This is a genomic window from Paraburkholderia sediminicola (genome assembly GCF_046030555.1).
Taxonomy (GTDB): Bacteria; Pseudomonadota; Gammaproteobacteria; order Burkholderiales; family Burkholderiaceae; genus Paraburkholderia; species Paraburkholderia sediminicola_E.
On sequence record NZ_JAQQCH010000001.1, the window covers coordinates 632,502 to 648,987 of the forward strand.

General features: G+C 60.3%; 15 protein-coding genes. 10 read left to right on the forward strand and 5 right to left on the reverse strand.

The window, feature by feature from the left end; all coding sequences use genetic code 11:
* Nucleotides 1-107: 107 nt before the first annotated feature.
* The gene (locus tag PQQ52_RS02945) at nt 108-989 is read right to left on the reverse strand and encodes an EamA family transporter (protein WP_408206645.1); all 882 of its coding nucleotides are present in this window, start codon (nt 987-989) and stop codon (nt 108-110) included.
* A gap of 179 nt (nt 990-1,168) precedes the next feature.
* Between PQQ52_RS02945 and PQQ52_RS02950 the strand changes: the two genes are divergently transcribed.
* Nucleotides 1,169-2,044, forward strand: coding sequence for a pirin family protein (locus tag PQQ52_RS02950; RefSeq protein ID WP_408206647.1), 876 nt, complete (start codon nt 1,169-1,171; stop codon nt 2,042-2,044).
* A gap of 97 nt (nt 2,045-2,141) precedes the next feature.
* Complete coding sequence (gene trxA, locus PQQ52_RS02955; protein WP_408206649.1) at nt 2,142-2,990, forward strand: thioredoxin; 849 nt, start codon at nt 2,142-2,144, stop codon at nt 2,988-2,990.
* A gap of 131 nt (nt 2,991-3,121) precedes the next feature.
* Here trxA and tcdA read toward each other — a convergent pair whose 3' ends face one another.
* Nucleotides 3,122-3,979 (reverse strand): tRNA cyclic N6-threonylcarbamoyladenosine(37) synthase TcdA, encoded by an 858-nt coding sequence (tcdA, locus tag PQQ52_RS02960; RefSeq protein ID WP_408206651.1) that lies wholly within the window; start codon nt 3,977-3,979, stop codon nt 3,122-3,124.
* Nucleotides 3,980-4,222: 243 nt separating this feature from the next.
* On the opposite strand from tcdA, the gene pdxH reads away from it, so the two are divergent.
* The 3 genes from pdxH to PQQ52_RS02975 all read left to right on the forward strand — a co-directional run bounded on the left by pdxH (nt 4,223) and on the right by PQQ52_RS02975 (nt 7,703).
* Complete coding sequence (gene pdxH / locus PQQ52_RS02965; protein ID WP_408206653.1) at nt 4,223-4,867, forward strand: pyridoxamine 5'-phosphate oxidase; 645 nt, start codon at nt 4,223-4,225, stop codon at nt 4,865-4,867.
* Nucleotides 4,868-5,011: 144 nt separating this feature from the next.
* Nucleotides 5,012-6,226, forward strand: a complete 1,215-nt coding sequence (locus PQQ52_RS02970) for a class I SAM-dependent methyltransferase (RefSeq protein WP_408206655.1) — start codon at nt 5,012-5,014, stop codon at nt 6,224-6,226.
* Nucleotides 6,227-6,329: 103 nt separating this feature from the next.
* On the forward strand, nt 6,330-7,703 hold the full coding sequence (locus tag PQQ52_RS02975; protein ID WP_408206657.1) for a DUF72 domain-containing protein: 1,374 nt from the start codon (nt 6,330-6,332) through the stop codon (nt 7,701-7,703).
* Here PQQ52_RS02975 and msrA read toward each other — a convergent pair.
* A complete protein-coding gene (msrA, locus tag PQQ52_RS02980) occupies nt 7,690-8,238 on the reverse strand; it encodes a peptide-methionine (S)-S-oxide reductase MsrA (RefSeq protein ID WP_408206659.1) in 549 nt (182 codons plus the stop codon). The genes PQQ52_RS02975 and msrA overlap by 14 nt on opposite strands.
* Nucleotides 8,239-8,494: 256 nt before the next feature.
* On the opposite strand from msrA, the gene PQQ52_RS02985 reads away from it, so the two are divergent.
* Nucleotides 8,495-9,004 carry a flavin reductase family protein gene (locus tag PQQ52_RS02985; protein ID WP_408206661.1) on the forward strand — a complete coding sequence of 170 codons (510 nt, stop codon included), beginning with the start codon at nt 8,495-8,497 and terminating at the stop codon, nt 9,002-9,004.
* A 75-nt stretch (nt 9,005-9,079) separates the two neighbouring features.
* On the opposite strand, the gene PQQ52_RS02990 is transcribed toward PQQ52_RS02985, so the two are convergent.
* Nucleotides 9,080-9,589, reverse strand: a complete 510-nt coding sequence (locus PQQ52_RS02990) for an Lrp/AsnC family transcriptional regulator (RefSeq protein WP_408206662.1) — start codon at nt 9,587-9,589, stop codon at nt 9,080-9,082.
* 130 nt (nt 9,590-9,719) lie between these two features.
* On the opposite strand from PQQ52_RS02990, the gene kynB reads away from it, so the two are divergent.
* The 4 genes from kynB (at nt 9,720) to PQQ52_RS03010 (ending at nt 13,544) form a co-directional block, all read left to right on the forward strand.
* On the forward strand, nt 9,720-10,358 hold the full coding sequence (kynB, locus tag PQQ52_RS02995; protein ID WP_408206664.1) for an arylformamidase: 639 nt from the start codon (nt 9,720-9,722) through the stop codon (nt 10,356-10,358).
* Between the two features lie 77 nt (nt 10,359-10,435).
* Nucleotides 10,436-11,686, forward strand: coding sequence for a kynureninase (gene kynU / locus PQQ52_RS03000; RefSeq protein WP_408206666.1), 1,251 nt, complete (start codon nt 10,436-10,438; stop codon nt 11,684-11,686).
* A gap of 10 nt (nt 11,687-11,696) precedes the next feature.
* Nucleotides 11,697-12,647, forward strand: coding sequence for a tryptophan 2,3-dioxygenase (gene kynA, locus PQQ52_RS03005; RefSeq protein ID WP_408206668.1), 951 nt, complete (start codon nt 11,697-11,699; stop codon nt 12,645-12,647).
* A 411-nt stretch (nt 12,648-13,058) separates the two neighbouring features.
* On the forward strand, nt 13,059-13,544 hold the full coding sequence (locus PQQ52_RS03010) for a hypothetical protein (protein WP_408206670.1): 486 nt from the start codon (nt 13,059-13,061) through the stop codon (nt 13,542-13,544).
* A 749-nt stretch (nt 13,545-14,293) separates the two neighbouring features.
* Here PQQ52_RS03010 and PQQ52_RS03015 read toward each other — a convergent pair.
* Nucleotides 14,294-16,234, reverse strand: a complete 1,941-nt coding sequence (locus tag PQQ52_RS03015) for a DUF6531 domain-containing protein (RefSeq protein WP_408206672.1) — start codon at nt 16,232-16,234, stop codon at nt 14,294-14,296.
* Nucleotides 16,235-16,486 lie beyond the last annotated feature (252 nt).

The following is a 16,486-nucleotide window of genomic DNA, read 5'->3' on the forward strand; positions in this document are numbered from 1 at the left end:
TCAACTGCACCTCAAAAGTTGGACACAGATCCAACCTTTGGGGTGTTTTTCATGGCGAAGTACAGTGATGCCGCCGTTTTTTCTACTTCACGCCCAGGCGGCGGCATTCAACGCGCCGGCGAAAACCGCTGCACGACCCACCCGCCGAACACATTCACCGCCAGCCCCGCCATCACCAGCAAGGCGCCCACGATCTGCGCCGCCGACAACTGTTCGTCCAGAAACAAGGACGCCGAGGCCAGCCCGACGATCGGCACCAGCAGCGAGAACGGCGCCACCTGGCTTGCCGGATAGCGCGACAGGAGCCGGCTCCACAGACCATAGCCGATCAGCGTCGCGATAAACGCGAGATAGACGATCGCGAAAATCGACATCGCGCTGATCCCGGACAGCGCCGCGCCGATCCGCTGCGGCCCCTCGAACGCGTACGACAGCGCGAAAAAGGGCAACGGCGGAATCAGGCTGCCCCACACCACCAGCCCGACCAGATCGACCTTGCCGACCTTCTTCGTGACGATGTTGCCGAGCGCCCACGAACAGGCCGCGCACAGCGTGAGGACGAAACCGGCGAGCGTCATGGCGTGGCCGCCTTGCATGCCGATTACCGCGAGACCGCCCGCCGCGATCAGCAAACCGACGACATTCGGCACGCGAAAACGCTCATGCAGAAATAGCGCCGCGAAAATCAGCGTGAAGAACGCCTGCGCCTGCAACACGAGCGAGGCGAGCCCCGCCGGCATGCCCACATACATCGCCGAAAACAGGAAAGCGAACTGGCCGAACGAAATCGTCGCGCCGTAAGCGAATAGCCAGCGCCACGGCATTTGCGGCCGTTTGACGAAAAACACTGCCGGCACTGCGGCGAGCGTGAAACGCAGCGCGCCAAGCAGCATGGGCGGCACGCCATGCAGGCCTACCTTGATCACGACGAAATTGACGCCCCACGCAACCACGACGACCAGCGCGAGCAGTAAGTCCCTGGGCGACATCCCAGTCTCCATTTAATTGTTCGATCCGGCAGTTTAGCGGAGCTTGCGGCGCCAGGGGACAGTGCGCGTTACGGAATCCCGGAGCGGCAAGGCGGCGCAAACCGTCGTGAATCCGCCCTCCGCAGTAGAATCGTCCATTAAGCAAAATCCGACTCACCCTCTTCCTGCCGAGCCTGCCCATGTCCTCCTCGATCAAAGCAGTTCTCAAACCGCATCTGCGCGACGTCGGCAGTCTCACCGTGCGGCGTGTACTGCCGGCCATGGCGGCACGCCTGATCGGCCCGTTCATCTTCTTCGACCACATGGGCCCGGCCACCCTCGAACCCGGCGTCGGGCTCGACGTGCGTCCGCACCCGCATATCGGCCTCGCAACCGTCACCTATCTGTTCGAAGGCTCGATCATGCATCGCGACAGCCTCGGTTCCGAGCAGAAGATCGTCCCAGGCGACGTCAACTGGATGACGGCGGGCCGCGGCATCATCCATTCCGAGCGCACGCCGGCTGAAGATCGCGCGAGCGGCCTGACCATGCACGGCATTCAGACCTGGGTCGCGCTGCCGCTCGACGACGAAGATATCGAACCGTCCTTCTCGCATCACGCGGCCGACACGCTGCCGGTGGTCGAGCGCAACGGCGTCACGCTGCGCGTGATCGCGGGTACCGCGTTTGGCGAAACCTCGCCGGTCACGACCTTTTCCGGCACGCTGTACGTGGCCGCGGAGTTTGCCCCGGGCGGCGCATTCGCGCTCGAACCGGAGCACGAGGAACGCGGCGTCTATCTGGTGGACGGCGATCTGGAGATCGACGGCGCACCGCTCGAAGTGGGTCAGATGGCCGTACTCGCGCTCGATGAAACCGTCACGCTTGCCAGCACTCATGGCGCGCGCGTCATGCTGCTCGGTGGCGAAAAGCTGGATGGCGAGCGCTTTATCGAATGGAACTTCGTCGCCAGTTCGCGCGAGAAGATCGAAGCAGCGAAGCTGGCGTGGACCCGCCAGGAGATGGGCAAGGTGCCAGGTGAAACCGAATGGATTCCGCTGCCGGAAAGAAAATAAGCGCGAATCAGTACAAGTAAAAGCGGGCGCGTGGCGCATTGAATTCGCCATGCTCGACCCCACCTAGCCAACAAACCGATTTATCGAAGAGGATGCAATGGACACCACGCTGGCCACTTTCGAACAGGACGTCATCGCGGCGTCGACACTGGCCCCTGTGCTGGTCGATTTCTGGGCGCCGTGGTGCGGTCCCTGCAAGACGCTCGGCCCGATGCTGGAGAAGCTCGAAGCCGAGGCCGCCGGCAAATGGAAGCTGGTGAAGGTGAACGTCGACGAGAATCAGGAACTGGCCGCGCACTTCCAGGTGCGCAGCATTCCGCACGTCATGGCGTTTGCCGAAGGCCAGCCGGTCGATCAATTCGTCGGCGTGCTGCCGGAAGGCCAGTTGCGCGAGTTTATTGAGCGCCTCGTGCCACAAGGCGCGGACGCGGCGCGACTTGAAGCGCAAACCGCGTTGGCCGAAGGCCGTCGCGAAGATGCTTACAACGCGCTGCAAGCCGCACTCGCCCACGATCCGGGCTTCGACGAAGCACGCATGGATCTCATCGAGACGCTGCTCGAAGATAACCGCGTCGACGAAGCACGCAATGAAGTCGACCTGTTGTCGCCGAAAACCACGCAGGGGATCGACGCCCGCTTCAATGCGCTCAAAACGCGACTCGACGCTGTGGATGCGGCTGCGGATTTGCCGCCTACGGACGCACTTGAAGCGAAGGTCACCGCTAACCCGGACGATCTCGAAGCGCGCTTCGATCTGGCTAGCGCACTGATCGCTCGCCGCAAATACGAGGGCGCGCTGGAGCACCTGTTGGCTATCGTGCAACGCGATCGCGCGTTCCGCGAAGACATTGGCCGTAAAACAATGCTGTCGGTGTTCGATCTCGCCGCGCATCAGCCGGAGCTGGTGTCGAAATGGCGACGCAAGCTAAGCGCGCTGTTGTTCTAATTTGTACTGTTTTCGGGTGCGGCGACGGAGCCGCACCTGAATGCACTGCGGCATAAACGGCATCGACCCGCCTGACTGAATCAACACCCTGCCGTTCGAACGCGGCAATGCTGCTCTAGCGCCCTACCGCGTCAACCCGCCGCCTGCTTCGCCAACGCCCGCAATACATGCGCGGCCGCAGCAAAACCGAAACTCGCGGTCACACACACGCTCGATCCAAATCCCGCGCAGTTCAATCCCACCGGTCCCGTATGACCCGGCGACGTGGTGACATGCTCCGCTTCCTCGTCGATATCGCACACGGCGGCTTCCGGGTAGATCAGCGGCTCGTCTGAATACACCGCGCTCACCTTGAACTTCGCCTTCGGGCCACGCGGAAAGCCGTGCTGTTTGCGTAACTGCCCGCGCACTTTCGACAGCAACGGGTCTTGAATCGTCAACGCGAGATCGTCGATCCGAATGCGCGTCGGGTCCAGTTGGCCGCCCGCGCCGCCCACCGTAATCAACGGCTGCTTTTTCTCGACGCACCACGCGATCAACGCGGTCTTGGTACGTACGCTGTCGATCGCATCGATCACGTAGTCGAAACCACCGCCGAGCGTCGCCGCAAAATTGTCCGGCTCGACGAAGTCTTCAATCAGCCGCACGTCGCAGAACGGATTGATCGCCGTGATGCGCTCAGCCATCGCCTCGACCTTCGGTTTCCCGTAGTTACCGTCCAGCGCGTGGATCTGGCGGTTAGTGTTGCTCTCGGCGACATTGTCCAGATCGATCAAGGTCAGCGTGCCGACGGCGCTGCGCGCCAGCGCCTCCGCCACCCATGAGCCGACCCCGCCGATGCCGATCACGGCAACGTGGGCCCCTTCAAACGCAGCAAGCGCCGGCGCGCCGTACAGGCGGGCAACACCGCCGAAGCGCCGCTCGCGGTCGGCGGTTTCCCGCCCGTCGAGGCTGGTAGTAAGATCGGAATGCGCGGTGGTGCTGGACATGGTGGAAGGCTCGTTCAAAGCAGGCAAAGCAGAAAGTGATAAAAACGCTCAGGCATGCTCAGGCGTTCGCAGCCTGTATTTTGCCTGATCGCGACGATCCCCATGCTTGCACCCACTTAAGCGCGAACGGCCGCAAACGGGGTGGCGTGGATGTCCACACAGCGCGGCGGGCCTTGACCTGGTTGCGCGCAAAAAATTCACGCCCTGGCTATACTGGTTGTACTGTAGCGTTCGCATAAGAACATGACCTCCTCACTCGCCGAACTTCGAAAAAACTATTCGCTGGGTTCTTTGGACGTTGCCGATGTCAACCGCAACCCGTTTCGTCAATTCGATGCGTGGTTTCAACAAACGGTAGACGCCGAACTGCCCGAACCGAATACGATGACGCTGGCCACAGTCGACTCGCGCGGCCGGCCATCGGCGCGCATCGTACTGATCAAAGGCGTCGACGAGCGTGGCTTTGTGTTCTTCACCAATTACGAAAGCCGCAAGGGCTGCGAACTGGCCGCCAATCCCCACGCGAGCCTGCTGTTCTACTGGATCGAACTCGAACGCCAGGTGCGCGTCGAGGGCAGCATTGTCAAAACCAGCGCTGAAGAAAGCGATAGGTATTTCGCCTCGCGCCCGCTAGGCTCACGCATCGGCGCCTGGGCATCCAACCAAAGTCAGGTAATTGAAAGCCGTTCGCAACTCGAAACACGCGAACGCGAGATCAGCCTGCAATACGGTGACCAGCCGCCGCGCCCACCGCACTGGGGCGGATATCGTTTGGTGCCCGAAGCAATCGAATTCTGGCAGGGCCGGCCGTCGCGCTTGCACGACCGTCTGCTCTACACGCGTTCAAGCGAAAGTAGCGACTGGCAAATCTCCCGCCTATCGCCTTGAATGAATTGGAATACAACACGTACGTGCGTTGCCAACGCAGCAGCGCGCGGCGGCCGGATTGCGCTCCATGGCATGGGAGCTGCGCCGCAGTGAGCAGCGATCCGCACAGGCTTTGCTTTAATTCAACGGACACGGAGAAATCACATGTTCTGGGAGAAGAAGCTGGCGCAGTGGGTGGAAGAAGTAAAAACCAAGGCTAACCTGCCAGCACGCCTTGTGCTGTGGGACGGCCAGCAACACGACTTCGGGCAGTTCGCCGCGCCTCGGGTCACGCTACACGTCAAAAGCGCCACCGCGCTGCCGTATCTGCTCGAACCGAGCCTCGACAATCTGGGCGAGGCGTACGTGAAGGGCAAGATCGACATCGAAGGCAAGCTGTCGGACATCATCAACATCGGCTACCAGCTGGCGCGCAACACCGTCACGAGCGCGAGCAAGCTGGCGCGCGTACGACGCTACTTCCATCACTCGAAGTCGTCGGACAAGAAGGCCATTCAGTATCACTACGACGTCTCGAACGAGTTCTACAAGCTGTGGCTCGACGAGAACATGGTGTACTCGTGTGCGTACTTCGAGAATGGCGATGAAGATCTCGCCACCGCGCAGATCAAGAAGATCGACCACATCCTCACCAAGATCCAGTTGCAACCGGGGCAGCGCCTGCTCGATATCGGCTGCGGCTGGGGTGCGCTCGTCCTGCGCGCGGCACAGAAATTCGGCGCCCAGTGCATCGGCGTGACGCTGTCGCAGAACCAGTTCGATCTCGCGACCGCCCGCGTGAAGGCCGCCGGCCTGGAAAACCAGATCGAGATTCGTCTGCAGGATTATCGCGACATCGACGGGCAGTTCGACCGCATCACCAGCGTCGGCATGTTCGAGCACGTCGGCCGCAAGAATCTGCCGGGCTACTTCCAGAAGATCCATGATCTGCTCGTCGACGACGGCGTCGCCATGAATCACGGCATCACGTCGAGCGATTCGGACAGCGGCGAAACCGCGCTCGGCGGTGGCGAATTCATCGACCGCTATGTATTTCCGGACGGCGAACTGCCGCACATCAGCCTCGCGCTCGAAGCGATGCAGCGCGGCGGGCTCGAAGCGGTTGACGTCGAAAGCCTGCGCCGTCACTATGCGCAGACGCTGGACATCTGGGCGGAAAACTTCGAGGCGCATGCGGACGAAGCCCGCAAGCTGGTCGACGACGAAAAATTCCGCATCTGGCGCGTCTATCTTGCCGGCTGCGCGTACGCATTCGAAACCGACGACGTCTCGATCTTCCAGGTGGTCTGCCGCAAAGCCGGTCGCAGCGCGAAGACCCTGCCGTGGTCGCGCCGCTATATGTACGACAAAACGTTGTGATACGGTTGCGCCGCGGCGATGTGCCGCCGCTGCGTTCCGGGGCTGCGTGCATAGCACGGGCGGACCGACGCGGCGCAAACCTTAAACAGCAGGTCGAACATCGATGGACCAGAGCGGGACAAGCGAAGTTGAACAGCCGTTGAGCGGCGAGCATGACGCACAGGCCAACGCCGTACAGTTCGATCTGTTCGGGATGCCGGTGGAACAGACGCAGGCCAGGTCCGATGCTGGCGGCAAACCGCGCCCCGCGCCTGCCGAAGCCGACTTCACACCTACAACCGCAGCAGTCGTAGCCGCCACCGCGCAGCCTGCGCCGCAACGTCAGCCGCGCGTGGAGGCGAGCAGCGCCACCTCACTTTGGCAGGACGAGGAGGAGGTGCCTTCAGACGCAGCCGATCCTGATTCCAATGCCGCGCCAGTCGCTGCCCCTCACTCGCCGAAAAAACGCCGCTCGCGCGACGTTCTCGCCGCGGCGCCCTCTCCCGAACTCCTCGCGCTCGCCGCCGAACTGCCGCCGCAGATCCATCTCGGTACGTCGACATGGTCGTTTCCGGGCTGGAACGGCATCGTCTACGGCGACGACTACAGCAATAGCAAACTCTCGCGCGAGGGTTTGACGGCTTACGGCGCGCATCCGCTGTTAAAGACCGTCAGCATCGACCGGTCGTTTTACCAGGCGCTCACCATCACCGAATACTTGCGCTACGCGCAGCAGGTGCCGGAGCACTTCCGCTTCATCGTCAAAGCGCCGATGACGATTACCGACGCCACCGTGCGCGCCGAACGCGGCGAGCCGGTGTCGCTAAACCCCTGCTTTCTGAACGCGCAAATGGCGATCGACGAGTTTGTCACGCCCTGTCTCGAAGGCCTCGGCACCAAGGCCGGAGCGCTGGTGTTCCAGCTCTCGCCGCTGCCCGACCAGATGCTCGCGCAACCAGCGGCATTCATCGAGCGCCTCGCCGAGTTCCTGACGGCGTTGCCGAAGCTGCCTGAAGGCACGTGCTACGCGATTGAAATCCGCGACGCGAGTTTGCTGACGCCGCGCTTCATCCGCACGCTGAAAACAGCGGGGGTGCGGTATTGCGTGGGGATTCATGCGCGGATGCCGGATCCGCTGCGTCAGGCGGCAGCGCTCGCGCTGCTGGACGGCGAGCCGGCCGGCCCGCTGATCGTACGCTGGAGTTTGCACGGCGGCTTCAAATACGAGCAGGCGAAGGCCAAGTACGAACCGTTCAACCAGCTGGTCGATCAGGATCCGGCGACCCGCGCCTCGCTCGCCGAACTGGCCGCGCGCTATGCGCTGGCCGGCCAGCCGGTGGTGATCGCGGTCAACAACAAGGCGGAAGGGTCGGCGCCATTAAGCTGCGTGGAACTGGCGCGGGCGATCATTGAAGCGTATGCGCGCCAGGCTCATGAACACGAGTATCCGGACGCGGACGAGCCCCCGACGCCGGAGGAACCGCTCAGCTCGCCTTGATCCGATGCGCGAACTTCTGACGAAACTTCGCGACCTTCGGCGCCACCACGAACGAGCAGTACCCCTGATTCGGGTGCTGCGCGAAATAGTTCTGGTGATACGCTTCGGCCGGCCAGTAGTTGCCGTCGAGCGGCAGCACCTGGGTAACGATCTGGCCGTCGTAGATAGCCTGTTCGCCGATCTCGCTGATCGCCTGCCGTGCCGTTTCACGCTGCGCGTCGGAATGCGTAAAAATCACCGAGCGGTACTGCGTGCCGACGTCGTTGCCCTGCCGGTTCAACTGGGTCGGGTCGTGGATCGCGAAAAAAATATCGAGAATCTCGCGATAGCTGATCTTCGCCGGATCGAAGTCGACGTTCACGACTTCCGCGTGGCCCGTCACACCGTCGCACACCTGTTCATAGGTCGGCCGCTGGGTTTGGCCGCCCGCATAGCCCGACTCCACCGCGTTCACGCCTTCGACGCCCAGATACACCGCTTCGAGGCACCAGAAACACCCGCCACCGAGAGTAGCGACTTCGCCTGTCTGACTCATGCTGCTTGCTCCTTGATTCCCATAGTCGGCTGATGCCTGCCTCGCTTGATCGCAACGCTCATGCCCGCGTCGAGACTTTCCAGCTTAGCGGTTTTTCCACATACCGGCAGGCGTCGCGGCCAGTCCACCGCGATTACAGTTAAAATTGGGACAAATCGACAATTTTCACTATGACTTTTGAATCATTTGTTTCCGGCCGCGCGCGCGATGGGTTCAGCCCGGGCTTCACCCGGTGCGGCACCAAGGCTTCCGCCCAATGAAACGCGCCAGCCCGCCCAATTTCGACCAGCCCGCCTTTAAACAGGCGCTCAGCCAATTCGCCACCGGCGTCACTGTCATTACAACGCGTGCGGCGTCCGGCCAATTGATCGGCATCACGGCCAGCTCGTTCAATTCGGTTTCGCTCAATCCGCCGCTGGTGCTGTGGAGCCTCGCGACGCGCTCGGCGTCGATGCCGGTGTTCCGGGCGAACAGTCACTACGTGGTCAACGTGCTGGCTGCGTCGCAGCTCGATCTGTGCAAACGCTTCGCCACCGTCAAGGGCGATCGTTTCGAAGGGGTGTCGCACGCCGAAGGCGACACCGGCATGCCGGTGCTCGACGGCGCGCTTGCCTGGTTCGAATGCCATAACCGCAGCCGCTACGAAGAAGGCGACCACGTGATTTTCGTCGGCGAAGTGGAACGCTGCGGCGTCCACGAGAATGCTGCGGAGATTGCGCCGCTGGTCTTCCAGAACGGCCTGTTTCACGGACTCAAGCCACTCTGAATGCGGCGCCGCTGTGCGTTAACAGCGGCCGCAAGCAGCGGTACCTGCCGACGCAAGCTGACCGGCCGCTCGCGCTCAGCTATGCGACGCGCTGTGCCCGCTGGTTTTCGGCACGAGCGACACCGGCACGCCCGAATCTTCCTTCAGCGTCTGCAGCACGATATTCGAACGAATATCCATCACGCCTGGCGCCTTATAGAGGCGTTGCAGCACGAAATCCGAATAGTGCTTGAGATTGTGCGCGAGCACCCGCAACAGATAATGGGTCTCGCCGGTCACGACAAATGCGCCGACCACTTCCGGCCAATCCCTCACCGCCTCCGCAAAACGCTCGTGCCAGTTCTCCTGGTCGTTGCGCATCGACACCTGCACGAACGCCTCCAGTTCGAAACCCAACACTTCGCGGTTCAGACACGCGCGGTAATGTTCGATGACGCCCTGCTCTTCGAGCAGGCGCAGGCGCCGTAGACAGGCCGATGGCGAGAGCGAAATGCGCTCCGCGAGGTCAAGATTGCTGATCCGTCCTTCTTGCTGAAGCACCGTCAAGATACGGCAATCGGTGGCGTCGAGCGAGATCGCGTTCATATTCGGTCTCCCTTTCCCATTTGTCTCAAATTATGTTCCAAGACACGGCGCAGAAGGAGATTTTTTCGCAATCACATTTCGCGGCAGGCCACCTATCATTCCCGGATAGACACAATCCGCCGATGGAGACATGGACACACTCTGGGACATTACCCCCGCCGTCGATACTGCGACGCCCGTCTGGCCCGGCGATACGCCGGTCGGCATCGAACGCGTATGGCGCATGGAGGCGGGCTCGCCCGTCAACGTCGCGCGGCTGACCTTGTCGCCGCACACCGGCGCCCACACCGACGCCCCGCTTCACTACGACGCAGAGGGCGCGGCGATCGGGCAAGTGCCGCTCGCTGCGTACCTCGGACGCTGCCGTGTGATTCATTGCATCGGCGCTTCGCCTGTTGTCACGCCACAACACCTGGCCGGCTCGCTCGACGATCTGCCGCCGCGAGTCTTACTACGCACTTACAGAAACGCGCCGACTACGGCTTGGGACAGCGCGTTCTGCGCAGTCGCCCCCGAAACAATCGATCTGCTGGCCGCCAAAGGGGTGAAGCTGATTGGCATCGATACGCCCTCGCTCGATCCGCAGGAATCGAAGACGATGGACGCGCACCACCGGATTCGCGCGCACCGCATGGCGATCCTCGAAGGCATCGTGCTGGATGCCGTCGCGCCCGGTGACTACGAACTGATCGCGCTGCCACTGAAGCTGACCACGCTCGATGCGAGCCCCGTGCGCGCCGTGTTGCGCGCGCTGCCCGAATCTCGCTGATCACCGGCGCACTGTAAAACCGAATCACCACACTCATCGCATTCACCGAACTCCCCGATCTGATTGACTGGACCATCATGAATACTCGTGAAGAAGCAGTGGCGCTCGATAGCGCCGACCCGCTCGCAACGCTGCGCGACCAGTTCGCGCTGTCGTCGACGACCATCTATCTCGACGGCAACTCGCTCGGCGTTCCACCGGCCGCTGCCGCACAACGCGCGCAGACCGTGATCGGCGCCGAGTGGGGCGAAGGCCTGATCCGCAGCTGGAACACCGCCGGCTGGTTCGAATTGCCGCGTCGCCTTGGCAACAAACTCGCGCCGCTGATCGGTGCGGCCGAAAACGAAGTGGTCGTCACCGATACGATTTCGATCAACCTGTTCAAGCTTTTGTCGGCGGCCGTGCGCTTGGCGAACGCACGCGATCCGAAGCGTCGCGTGATCGTTTCTGAGCGTTCGAATTTCCCGACCGATCTGTACATCGCACAAGGGCTGATCGAACAGCTCGACCGCGGTTATGAATTGCGCCTTGTCGACGATCCGTCCGAGTTGCCCGCCGCGATCGGCGACGACACCGCGATCGCGATGATCACGCACGTGAACTACCGCACGGGCTACATGCACGACATGGCGGCACTGACCCAACTGATCCACGACAAGGGCGCCCTCGCGCTGTGGGACCTCGCACATTCGGCGGGCGCGGTGCCGGTCGACCTGAATGGCGTCGGCGCGGACTACGCGGTGGGGTGCACATATAAGTATCTGAATGGCGGCCCGGGTTCGCCCGCATTCGTGTGGGTGCCGAAGCGCCATCAAAACGATTTCGCGCAGCCGCTGTCTGGCTGGTGGGGACATCGCGCGCCGTTCAAGATGGACCCGGCGTATCAACCCGATGACGGTATCGGCCGCTTCCTGTGCGGCACGCAGCCGATGGTGTCGATGTCGCTCGTCGAATGCGGGCTCGATGTGTTCCTGCAAACGGATATGCAGGCGATCCGCGCGAAATCGCTCGCGCTAACCGATCTGTTTATCGAACTGGTCGAAGCGCGTTGCGGCGAGTTTCCGTTGAAGCTCGTGACGCCACGTGAGCACGCGCAGCGAGGCTCGCATGCGAGCTTCGAGCACCCGCATGGGTATGAAGTGATGCAGGCGTTGATCGCGCGTGGCGTGATCGGAGATTATCGCGAGCCTTATGTGCTGCGGTTTGGCTTTACGCCGCTGTACACGCGCTTTGTCGATGTGTGGGATGCGGTGGAGACGCTGCGCGATGTGCTCACGCAAGAGACCTGGCGGGCACCTGCATTTGCCGCTCGCGGCGCTGTGACCTGAGGAGCGCGCGATGACCGATCACATGCAAACGCCGGGATTGCCGGAAGAGAAACCGGCGCAAGGGTGTCCGTTTGGGCATGGCAGTGGGGCTGTCCAGGCAGCGCCCGTTGCTTCCGGCGACTCAGTGGCTTCCGATTCCGGCGATGGCTGGCACGACGCACAGCTCGATTTTTCGGAGTCGATGAGTTACGGCGATTATTTGTCGCTGGGGACGGTGCTGGATGCACAGCACCCGTTGTCGCCGGATCACAACGAGATGCTGTTCATCATTCAGCATCAGACGAGCGAGTTGTGGATGAAGCTCGCGCTGTATGAGTTGCGCGCGGCGTTGAAAGCAGTGCATCGCGATGAATTGCCGCCGGCATTCAAGATGCTTGCTCGCGTGTCGCGCATCATGGAGCAGCTTGTGCAGGCATGGAGTGTTCTCGCGACGATGACGCCGTCCGAGTACACGGCGATGCGGCCTTATCTGGGTAGCTCCTCCGGGTTCCAGTCTTATCAGTATCGGCAGATCGAGTTTTTGCTTGGGAATAAGAATGAGCAGATGCTGAAGCCGCATGCGCATCGGCCGGATGTTCTTGCTGAGGTGACGGCTTCGCTGGAAGCGCCTTCGTTTTATGACGAGGTGGTTCGGCTGCTGTCGCGGCGCGGGTTTGAGATTTCACCGTCGAGGCTGGATCGGGACTGGACACAGCCGACTACGCATGATGCTTCTGTTGAAGCTGCGTGGCTGGAGGTTTATCGGAATCCTTCGCAGCATTGGGAGTTGTACGAGATGGCGGAGGAGCTTGTCGATCTCGAGGATGCGTTTCGACAGTGGCGGTTCAGGCATGTGACGACGGTTGAACGGATTATCGGGTTCAAGCAAGGTACGGGCGGTACGAGTGGTGCGCCTTATCTGCGGAAGATGCTTGATGTGGTTTTGTTTCCTGAGCTTTGGCATGTGAGGACGATGCTTTAAGGCGTCTTTGCGTCTTTGCGTCTTTACTTCGTTGTCGATGTACGGTGCATTGGCAACGTTCACGAAACACGTGGCAACCCGTAGACGCGTCGGTTCGAATGTAAAGATTGGTCATAACTCGCGCGTTTAGCCTGTGTGGTTGATCGTCTTAAAAAACGGTTGGGGTAGATTTCTGTTTGCCGTTGGAAAGACGGCCGGGTGTGAGAGCCCGCAGCGCAAAGCCGCACTATCTGCGAAAGTGGAGAGTGCGCAACCAGATACGTCTATGTCTATGGGCGGGCTGTGGTGAGGGAGTCGCAAGGCTCGCCGGTTTTGGTTTTGCGCCCGGTCTCTCAAACTCGCTACGTGCCCGCTCACCCAACGATTAGTTCGCGAGTGTCGGGCGATTCACGAACGCACCGGAAATCGCACATGGCCAAAACCACCAAGAAAACTCAACCTGCATCACGCCAGCCTGTTGATGCACTCCAGTATGAAAAACTTGCACTGTCGGCGTTTGGAGCATGCGACCGACAAATCCGGCAGCTTCGAACACTGATTGATCTCGCGGCAAGCATCACGCGATGCCCGGCCACGACGGTTGAGGAAAGACGCCGTGAGCGCAACCTGCTGGAACACCTGCTCTATACCGTCGAGCAATATCAGCAGGAAGTTGAATGCGACCGCGATCTGTACCAGGTGATCGCGCTCGATGCGAAAGGGGTTGCTCACAGTCGCATCACCGCCAAGCTTGCGACGAAACTTCTTTCGGACGCTGCGGAGGCGGGACGAGAAGCAGGCGAAGCTGCAGCTGAAGCCGAAGCTGCGGTGGACAAAGCTGTAACGCGTAAGCAGGAGCGTGTAAAGACTGCGGCGCGTACGCGAGCTGAGGCGCAAAAGGCAGAAGTGAAGCACTAGGGTGAAACAGCGGCAATCGTGCCGCTGCAAAGCAAAAGGCGCGAATTCGCGTCTTTTTTGGTTTACTTCTTACTTTTTTTCTTTGGTGGAATCATGACCAGACCTTCGGGAGCAAGGTCTGGATATGCTCTCCACAGTGGTTCGAGAAGAAGGTACAACCCCCCGGCGATCCTGCCGGCCTCGGAGCGAAACCCCTCAAACTCATCTCTCGAGCATTTTTTCTGAATTATTTTTGTCGCATTTTCGACCGACAAATACGCGTCTACTAGCTGCTTGCTTACTTCTGACGCTACATCCTTGTCTATTTCCTTATCCACCATACTCTCCCTAGCAGTCTTGATCTGATTTGCACTGGTTCATACATCTGAAAAAACTCACGCCATGATTTCCAGTCGGAAACGTCGTATCCGCGCACTTGATCTGGCATCTTTCATGAACTTCGCGACAGCGTTTCGTTATGGGTTTTCCATAAGCACACTTGACGAAGCCCGAATCAGAGTCACCATTGTTCTGGAAGAGTTGAGCATATAGCACCGCACGTTTTGACTGCCCGTTCTGCTCGGGCATCAGGATAGGGAAAGGCACCTGCTCCTGTGCCGTTATTTGCAGTTCAGGCACGTCACCCTGAACTGGCTGACCTGTCTGGGTGACAGTGAGCCCACGGTAAAAGAGCTTCCACGCCAGCTTAGCCTTCGTGAACACGTAGCACTCGGTGCATACAGGTGTGATCGCCGTCGTACCGCTGGCTTTTAGTGCTTTACGCGAGCCTGAGAGATTGGCCGGTGGCCCGACAGGATCAGCACCAGTTTCATAGTTATTAATCCACTGGTCAATCTCATCACTGGATATCGCTTGCGCGGCACCCCCGTTCCTGGCCGCCGTACCAGTCCGACCCCCACACGACCATCAGGCGTATAGCTGTAGTCCACAGTCAGGAAACGCTTCAGACCTGCCGTCAATGCAGTTGCGTCTTCGTTGTACGTGAACCGGCTGACGCGTCCGCGTTTGTCATACGTGAAGCGCGCTTCACGATAGTTGCCGGTGGCTCTCGTGACACGGTTCGACGCGTCGCGATCGACTGCACCAAGTAGCCAACGTGAGACCAACTCCTGAGCGGTCTGTAGATTCCCCGTTTCATCTGGGAAATACACCCAGTCTTCGGTTTTGACACCATTCACATAGACAGTTGCTTGCGCCAGGCGGTTATTGGCATCGTAGCGCGCACCAACAGTCAACTTGTTGCCCGTGCCAGTAGCATCGAAACCGCTCGCGCCTGTCGTGTCAGACGTATCGAACTCGCTGTATCCAGTGACGTTACCACCTGCGTCATACACGAACGCACGCATCTTGCCCGGAGTTGCAACAAGTGACGGGTGCAGGCTCGTCGCATCGGCGTAGCGCACTGACGTTATCACCGTGCCACTAGCACTACTCACCGCGGCTCGAACCGGTCGACCCGCGGCGTCGTACGAATATGCCGCGCTTCCGTCCGGTGCAGTTTTTTGTAGCAGGTTCCCGCTCGAGTCCAACGTCCGGCTCTCGGTGCCATCGGCCGTACTGCCACCCGTCATGCGTAACATGCCAGCGATTGACGCGAAGTTAATCGTGCCGGAACCGTCCGTCCACGAAATAGTGGTCGAGCCGTTGCCGTAGGCGAACTGGACGTTCTGCGTCGTATCCGGGTGCATTGCTGAGGTAGCGCGCCCTCTCGCATCGTATGTCCACGTTGCGATCCGTGAACCGGATTCGTCAATCACACCGGTTAGTGCGTTCTTGAAGCGCGAGTCGTCGTAGACGTAACGGCGTACGTAACCGTCGGGCCATGTGACCGATACGAGGTTACTGCTTCCGTCATAACCGTATTGCGTAAGGCCGCCGCTTGGGTCCGTCATGCGGTAGATCCGGCCTAACGTGTCGTACTCAAGCTTGATCGACAGTAACTCATACTTCGGAACCGCACCTGCCGCACGCTGGTTGATGGCCGTGAGCCGCCCCGCGCCGTCATACGAAAGCGTTCGAGTGAACCCGGTATGTGTTGTTTCAGACAGCAGGACACCTTGTACTGAATACGACTCAGCGGTGTCTGTCGTTAGGTCCGTCAAAACCCATCCAGAGCTGTTCTGAGCGAGAGCGAGCCCACTGAAACTGGACGTTTTCCACTGTCCGTTGGTAAGTAGGAAAGTGAGCGGTTGGCCGTTTGCGCGATAGACAATGACTTGAGGTGAACTGCCGCTGGTCCCGGCAACGTTGAGTCGTCGCTGCCAGTTATTCATCCATACCGGCCCCATGGCGCTAGCCGATTTGAGAAGCGGTGAGGATAGATAGCTTCGAGTGAATGTCAGTGGCATTCCATCGCCGCTGCGGAAATCGTTCTCAGAGAGAGTCACCTTGCCATTGGCCGAATACACCGGATCGGCAACCGGACAAGATTCGTCAGGGTCCGTAGGCGTGGCGCACCACTCGTCAATCGCCGCAATGTCGTTTCTACATCCGTAACTGCCCATGCCGCTTGGAGTATTGCTTGCGACGTCCAGCCGACAGCTCGCTGTACCTGGCGTCGCACCTGATTTCGAGTAAAGCGTCCAGCAGTCGTCTGCATGCGCAGTAGAAGCCACTAATAACAAGGCACACGAGGACACTAGGCGGGCTAGCTTGCCGCCGAGCCAGCAAGATGAGATTTTTGTTCTCATACATCTCCCTTCTGTAATACGTCGTTAGAATTGCGTAATAATTCGACGTCGCATCAAGGAGAGCTGAAACTAGAATAGGAACACTCTGAAAATATCGGTTGCGCGACACATCTTCACAAACCGGCCGAAATCGGAAGCATCAGGGGATGGGTCGCCGCTAAGCGGGCACCCCAACAACGCCCTCATCGGGGGCATTCAAGGAAGGTGGCGAGTACAAAAGTGTCTAGCCAAGATGACGGGGACGTGCTGCGT